The 278-nt window shown below is 53.2% G+C and carries 1 pseudogene; it reads right to left on the bottom strand.

The window, feature by feature from the left end:
- Positions 1-256: pseudogene (locus SB816_RS31150) on the bottom strand (hypothetical protein); the annotation flags it as partial.
- Between the last annotated feature and the right edge of the window lie 22 nt (positions 257-278).

Raw genomic sequence — 278 nt, 5'->3', positions numbered from 1 at the left:
GAGATGCTTCATGTGCGATCACGAGGACCGTCGGCTTATCCGGATTCAAGGTGTTAGTTGGAAGGATTTCCGTATCCGTCACCGGAAGTCCGTATCGCTGTTCCGCTCGCCCCCTTGCGATATAGTGACTGAGCCTATTTCCACCCCATGCCACGATGTCGGGATATCTCTCGCCATAGTAAACGGGATCGAATTTATCCGATGGCATCAACCCCTGCTTTTCTCCATACAGGACATAGTGAAGTGCCGGGTCCATACCTATCTCGCGTGCATGGGCC

The organism is Achromobacter sp. SIMBA_011, from assembly GCF_046535435.1.
Classification (GTDB): Bacteria; Pseudomonadota; Gammaproteobacteria; order Burkholderiales; family Burkholderiaceae_B; genus Achromobacter; species Achromobacter dolens.
Note: the sequence above shows the minus strand (reverse complement) of the source record. Positions and strands in the feature narration are given on the sequence as shown.